At 66.2% G+C, this 5,872-nt stretch carries 9 protein-coding genes; 2 read left to right on the plus strand and 7 right to left on the minus strand.

What is annotated here, in order from left to right; translation table 11 throughout:
- The 3 genes from A9W96_RS08460 to A9W96_RS08470 form a co-directional block, all read right to left on the minus strand.
- Window positions 1-279: LLM class flavin-dependent oxidoreductase (locus tag A9W96_RS08460; protein WP_156765160.1), on the minus strand; the 279-nt coding region annotated here is incomplete at its 3' end.
- Window positions 264-704, minus strand: coding sequence for a cobalamin-dependent protein (locus tag A9W96_RS08465; RefSeq protein WP_066877291.1), 441 nt, complete (start codon window positions 702-704; stop codon window positions 264-266). The genes A9W96_RS08460 and A9W96_RS08465, both read right to left, overlap by 16 nt.
- Complete coding sequence (locus tag A9W96_RS08470; protein ID WP_066865620.1) at window positions 705-2,282, minus strand: methylmalonyl-CoA mutase family protein; 1,578 nt, start codon at window positions 2,280-2,282, stop codon at window positions 705-707.
- A gap of 70 nt (window positions 2,283-2,352) precedes the next feature.
- Between A9W96_RS08470 and A9W96_RS08475 the strand changes: the two genes are divergently transcribed.
- On the plus strand, window positions 2,353-3,177 hold the full coding sequence (locus A9W96_RS08475) for an NAD(P)-dependent oxidoreductase (RefSeq protein ID WP_066865617.1): 825 nt from the start codon (window positions 2,353-2,355) through the stop codon (window positions 3,175-3,177).
- A 3-nt stretch (window positions 3,178-3,180) separates the two neighbouring features.
- On the opposite strand, the gene A9W96_RS08480 is transcribed toward A9W96_RS08475, so the two are convergent.
- The 3 genes from A9W96_RS08480 to A9W96_RS08490 all read right to left on the minus strand — a co-directional run bounded on the left by A9W96_RS08480 (window position 3,181) and on the right by A9W96_RS08490 (window position 5,123).
- The gene (locus A9W96_RS08480) at window positions 3,181-3,993 is read right to left on the minus strand and encodes a methyltransferase domain-containing protein (RefSeq protein WP_067138928.1); all 813 of its coding nucleotides are present in this window, start codon (window positions 3,991-3,993) and stop codon (window positions 3,181-3,183) included.
- Window positions 3,994-4,080: 87 nt separating this feature from the next.
- The gene (locus A9W96_RS08485) at window positions 4,081-4,785 is read right to left on the minus strand and encodes a M15 family metallopeptidase (protein WP_067138931.1); all 705 of its coding nucleotides are present in this window, start codon (window positions 4,783-4,785) and stop codon (window positions 4,081-4,083) included.
- A gap of 134 nt (window positions 4,786-4,919) precedes the next feature.
- A complete protein-coding gene (locus A9W96_RS08490) occupies window positions 4,920-5,123 on the minus strand; it encodes a cold-shock protein (RefSeq protein WP_066865609.1) in 204 nt (67 codons plus the stop codon).
- Between the two features lie 343 nt (window positions 5,124-5,466).
- Here A9W96_RS08490 and A9W96_RS32125 point away from each other — a divergent pair, with 343 nt between their 5' ends.
- Window positions 5,467-5,604: a hypothetical protein gene (locus A9W96_RS32125; protein ID WP_197498060.1), complete on the plus strand. Its 138-nt coding sequence runs from the start codon at window positions 5,467-5,469 to the stop codon at window positions 5,602-5,604.
- A 22-nt stretch (window positions 5,605-5,626) separates the two neighbouring features.
- On the opposite strand, the gene A9W96_RS08495 is transcribed toward A9W96_RS32125, so the two are convergent.
- Entirely contained in the window at window positions 5,627-5,860 is a 234-nt protein-coding gene (locus A9W96_RS08495) for a hypothetical protein (protein WP_066865864.1), read from the minus strand.
- Between the last annotated feature and the right edge of the window lie 12 nt (window positions 5,861-5,872).

A 5,872-nucleotide genomic window follows, 5' to 3' on the forward strand; every position in this document is an offset into this window, starting at 1 on the left:
AAGCCGGCCGCCGGCCACCGCGTGTGTCGAGAGGGCCTGGCGGGCAAGGGCGATGGGGTGCTGGGCCTGCAGCGGCACCACGGCGGTGCCCAGCTCGATGCGTGAGCTGTGGGCGGCCATCAGCGACACCATGGTCAGGCAGTCGAAGTCGTTGGGTACCTGCGGCATCCACGCCGTGTCCAGGCCCGCGGATTCGGCCCATTCGATGTCGGAGACCAGCCTGTCCACCTTGCGGGCCATATCGCCACGCTCGGCGCCGATCATTACTCCGACGCGCACGGTTCCTCCAGGGCTGGCTCGTTTGAGTCGATGTCCGCCGTGTCGGTCAGTTTGCGGATCTCGCGCACCAGGTTCTCCAGCGGTGTCCCGGTGGGGAATACCGCTGCCGCACCGGCCGATAGCAGCTTGGGTACGTCCGCATGCGGGATCGTCCCGCCGACGACGACGGCGATGTCGGCCGCATCGGCGGCGCGCAGCGCTTCGATGGTCCGGGCGGTCAGCGCCAGGTGCGCACCCGACAGGATGCTCAGGCCGACGACGGCGACGTCCTCCTGGACGGCGATGGACGCGATGTCTTCGATGCGCTGCCGGATGCCGGTGTAGATGACCTCGAAACCGGCGTCACGCAGGGTGCGGGCGACAATCTTGGCGCCGCGGTCGTGCCCGTCCAGGCCGGGTTTGGCGACGAGAATGCGGGCCGTCATCTAAAACACCACCGGTTGCTGGAATTCGCCCCAGACCGCCTTGAGCGCGGACACCATTTCCCCGACCGTGCAGTAGGCGTTGGCGCAATCGATCAGCTTGTGCATCAGGTTGTCGTCTCCCTCGGCCGACCGTGACAGCGCGGCCAACGTGGATTCCACTGCAGCCGAATCCCTTTCGGCCTTGACCTTGGACAGCCGCTTGAGTTGCAGGTCGCGGCCCTCCGCGTCGAGTTCGTAGGTGACCACGTCGTGCTCGGGCTCCTCGGTCACGAACCGGTTGACCCCGACGACCGGCCGGGTGCCGGCTTCGACGTCCTGGTGCAGCTTGAACGCCTCGTCGGCGATCAGGCCCTGCAGGTAACCGTCCTCGATGGCCTGGACCATCCCGCCGTGCCGCTCGAGGTCGGACATGATCTCGATGATGCGCTCCTCGGTGGCATCGGTCAGCGCCTCGACGAAGTAGGAGCCGCCGAGCGGGTCGGCGACGCTGGCCACCCCGGTCTCGTGCGCCAGGATCTGCTGGGTGCGCAGCGCCAGGGTCGTGGTTTCCTCGGTGGGCAGGGCGAACGGTTCGTCCCAGGCCGCGGTGAACATCGACTGGACACCGCCCAGCACCGCGGCCATCGCCTCGTAGGCGACCCGGACGATGTTGTTGTGGGCCTGCGGCGCGTACAGCGAGGCGCCGCCGCAGACGCAACCGAAGCGGAACATCGCCGCCTTGGCCGTTTTCGCCCCGTAGCGCTCCTGCACGATCGTCGCCCAACGTCTTCGCCCCGCACGGTATTTGGCGATCTCCTCGAAGAAGTCGCCGTGGGTGTAGAAGAAGAACGAGATCTGCGGCGCGAACTGGTCGATCGTCATGCGGCCGCGCTCGACCACGGTGTCGCAATAGGTCACCCCGTCGGCCAGGGTGAACGCCATCTCCTGCACCGCGTTGGCCCCGGCATCGCGGAAATGCGCCCCCGCCACCGAAATCGCGTTGAACCGCGGAACTTCGGCCGCGCAGAACTCGATGGTGTCGGCGATCAGCCGCAGGGACGGCTCCGGCGGCCAGATCCAGGTACCGCGCGAGGCGTACTCCTTGAGGATGTCGTTCTGGATGGTGCCGGTGAGCTTGGCCCGCGGGATTCCCTTCTTCTCGGCGGCGGCGACGTAGAACGCCAGCAGGATCGCCGCGGTTCCGTTGATCGTCATGCTCGTGCTGAGCTTGTCCAGCGGGATGCCGTCGAACAGGATCTCGAAGTCGGCCAGGGTGTCCACCGCGACGCCGACGCGGCCGACCTCCTCGCCGAACTCCGGGTCGTCGGAGTCGTACCCGCACTGGGTGGGCAGGTCGAGCGCCACCGACAGACCCGTCCCGCCCTGCTCCAGCAGGTAGCGGTAGCGGCGGTTGGATTCCTCGGCGGTGCCGAAGCCGGAGTACTGCCGGAAGGTCCAGAGCTTGCCGCGGTAGCCGGACGCGAAGTTACCCCGGGTGAAGGGGAACTCCCCCGGCTGCGGAGGCTCCGCGTGCACGTCCCCCGGCCCGTAGACGGGCTGCAGCGGGATACCAGACGGAGTGTGGGCCGTATTATCCATCGGTGAATAACGTACTTGCAAAAAAAGAGAATGCCAATACCATACGGTTGACCAGGTAAAAGGAGACTCCATGCCCAACGGTTCGCTCGTCGATCGCACCGTCGTCATCTCCGGCGGCAGCCGCGGAATCGGGCTGGCGATCGGAATCGGTGCGGCCCGGCAGGGCGCCAACGTGGTGCTGCTCGCCAAGACCGACACCCCGCATCCCCGCCTGCCCGGCACCGTTCACACGGCAGCCGCCGAGGTCGAGGCCGCCGGCGGCAAGGCGCTGGCCGTCGTCGGCGACGTCCGCCGCGAAGAGGACGTGCAGCGGGTGGTGGATGCGGCGGTGCAGCGCTTCGGCGGCGTCGACGTCTGTGTCAACAACGCCAGCGCCATCGCGGTGGAACCGACCGCCACGTTGCCGGCCAAGAAGTACGACCTGATGCAGGAGATCAACCTGCGGGGCACCTTCCTGCTGACCAAGGCGTGCGTGCCACATCTGGAGAAATCGGCCAACCCGCACGTGCTGACCATCTCGCCGCCGGTGAACATGAACCCGCGCTGGCTGGGGGCCCACCCCGCTTACACGCTGTCCAAGTACGGGATGACGCTGCTGTCGCTGGGCTGGGCTGCGGAATTCGCCGACGCCGGGATCGGCGTGAATTGCCTTTGGCCGCAGACCTATATCGCGACCGCCGCGGTGGCGAATATGGCCGACGGAGACAAGCTGGCCGAGTCGTCGCGCAGCCCGGAGATCATGGCCGACGCGGCCGTCGAGATCGTCTCACGCCCCAGCCGGGAGGCCACCGGCAACTGCTACATCGACGCCGATGTTCTGCACTCCGCCGGAGTCGCGGACCTGTCCCGCTACGGCGGCGGCGACCAACCGATTCCGGACCTGTTCCTCGACTGAGTCCTACGCGCGGCAAAGGATTTCGCCGTGCGGTATGGCGATCCAACCGTCTTGGGCGGCGGCCCATTCACGCCACGCGGCGGAGATCTCTTCGAGCTGCGCACCGGTGGCCAGCTCGAGGCGTACCAGGTCGCGGGCCACGGTGGAGTGCAGGATTCGGTCGGCCCACATTTCGCCCCACCAGTCGCGAGTCGCGGGCGTGGCATAGCACCACAGGCTGCCGGTGGGCGTGATGTCGGTGAATCCCGCCTGCTGCGCCCACGACAGCAGACGCCGCCCCGCGTCCGGTTCGCCACGGTTGGCGCGCGCGACGCGCTGGTAGAGGTCGCGCCACAGGTCGAGCGCCGGCAGCTCGGGATACCAGACGAAACCCGAGTAGTCGGCATCCCGGGCCGCCACGATGCCGCCCGGCGCGCACACCCGTCGCATCTCTCGCAGCGCCGCCACCGGATCGGCGACGTGCTGCAGCACCTGATGCGCGTGCACGACATCGAAAGTGCCGTTGGGAAATTCGAGCTTGTGCACGTCGGCGGTCCCGAACGAGACGTTGGACAGCTTCCGTTGCTCGACCTCGGCGCGGGCCACGCCGAGCACATCGGGGACCTGATCGACGGCAATGACCGGACCGGGCGCGACCCGCGCGGCCAGGTCGGCGGTGATGGTCCCGGGCCCGCAACCGACGTCGAGCACCGACAGCCCCGGTTTCAGGTGCGCCAGCAGGTAGGCCGCGGAGTCCTCGGCGGTGCGTCGCTGGTGGGAGCGCAGCACCGACTCGTGGTGTCCGTGCGTGTAGGCCGCTCGGTGTTCGTCGTCCATGGTGGCCTTCCTTGCCTGCGTGGCTCGCCTGGAAGACTACGCGTACCGCCCATAATATGGTATTTCTGTCTCATGTATTGAGACAGATCAGTCGACGGGCACGTCGAGAATCGGTTGGTCGACACCGGCGCCCGGGCCGTCGAAATGCCACCACTCCCCCGAATACACCTTCAACCCGCCGTAGTTCATCGCGTTCCGTAGCGCGGCTCGGTTCGCCACCGCGTCGGCACTGATGCCTTGGGTATTGAAAGCGGTTGCCCGAGAGGTGAAGTCGTCGAAGTCGGTGCCCATGTCGGCCAGGCAGAGCCCACCGGCATGCAGCCCGGACGAGCACGGCTGCTGAGCCGTCGTGAACGTCACGTCCACCGAGCGCCCCGACTCGTGGCTGTGCGCGTACGGACCCGGGCGTGCCACCCACGCGGGGTTGGGAACCAGGTGGAACATCTTGACCTGAACCTCGTGCGGGCGATAGCAGTCCCAGAACACCAGCAGGTGGCCCTGCGGGCGCAGGGCGCCGGCCGCGGCGGCAAGGCCGGGCGCCATCGATTGGTGCACAAGGCATCTGGCGTCGGAGGGATACAGCTGCGTGTGGGTGAAATTGTTCGTCGTCGCGTAGCGCAGATCGAGGACCGCATCGGGAACGACGCTGCGGATGTCCACGAAACCGGCCGCTCGCGCGGCGTCGCCGACCGGCGGGATATCGGGATCGCCCGAGGCCGGTGGCGTTAGTGCGGCGCCCACCCAGACCAGCGACACCGCAATGGTCGATCGCAGCACCCAGGTGAGACGCATGCGGTCATTATCCCGGTCGGCCGGCCCGGATCGGGTGAGGCGCCAGGTGTCGTCGCTACCGGCGTCCAGGCGTCAGAAAAGCAGTGGGCTGGTACGAAGATATTCGCACCAGCCCACCGTGACGTATGTGAATTTCAGACGGCGCTGACTCCTACCGCCTGGGGTCCCTTGGCACCTTGCTCCACCTCGAACTGAACACGCTGGTTTTCGTCGAGTGAGCGATAGCCGTTGCCCTGGATCTCGGAGTAGTGGACGAAGAGATCCTTCGTGCCGTCGTCAGGGGTGATGAAGCCGAAGCCCTTTTCACCGTTGAACCATTTCACAGTTCCCTGTGTCATTTACTTACTTCTCTCATCAAATGCGGATGTACCAAACACACCCATGCCTGCCCAGGGTAGCACGAACCTGCGCCATTTCTAAACTAGTTGTGGCGCTTGCTATTTCATCTGCATATCGACCCCGAAGATGGCACCCCGCGACCGGCGGAAGCGGCGCCCAGGCCGCATTTCACCTGAACACGGCGTGTACTCGCCCGCTGCCTGTACAGTGGAGAGGAACCGCGTTCTTGCGGTCACCGCGAATCGCGAACGAACCACGAATGAGGTCGCCGTGCGATTCGATCGTCGTCCGACGCCAGTAACAGTGCGTATCGGCCGAACTTTTCATTCGGAAGGACAGCCCATGGACCAGTCGAACCTGTTTTCCCACCCCGAGGCACCGAAGCATGTCGCCTCGGGCGAAAGCTCCGCAAAACCGGTGGAGCACCCGACGTTTTCCGATCGGCCCGACACCGACGGCTCCACCACTCAACGTCGCTGATCGGCGGTGGGGTGCGTGGACGTCAAGATGCTTTGGCGTACCTGCGGACCAATTCGCCTTCTCCGAACGTACTGGTCCGCTGTTGACCGTTGTCGTCTCGGCTGAAAAACGTCCACTGCCCCGGACCACTCTGCGGAGCACTGATCATCTTGACCGTCAGCCGCAATTCGGTGGGGCGCCGCGTGCCGATAACGTCACCAACCCGGATCTGCGATGGGTGGATCTCGACCGCGTCGCACCAGTTCTCTATTGCCATGTAACCCATCCT

This window comes from Mycobacterium sp. 1245852.3 (assembly GCF_001669335.1).
GTDB classification, from domain to species: domain Bacteria; phylum Actinomycetota; class Actinomycetes; order Mycobacteriales; family Mycobacteriaceae; genus Mycobacterium; species Mycobacterium europaeum_A.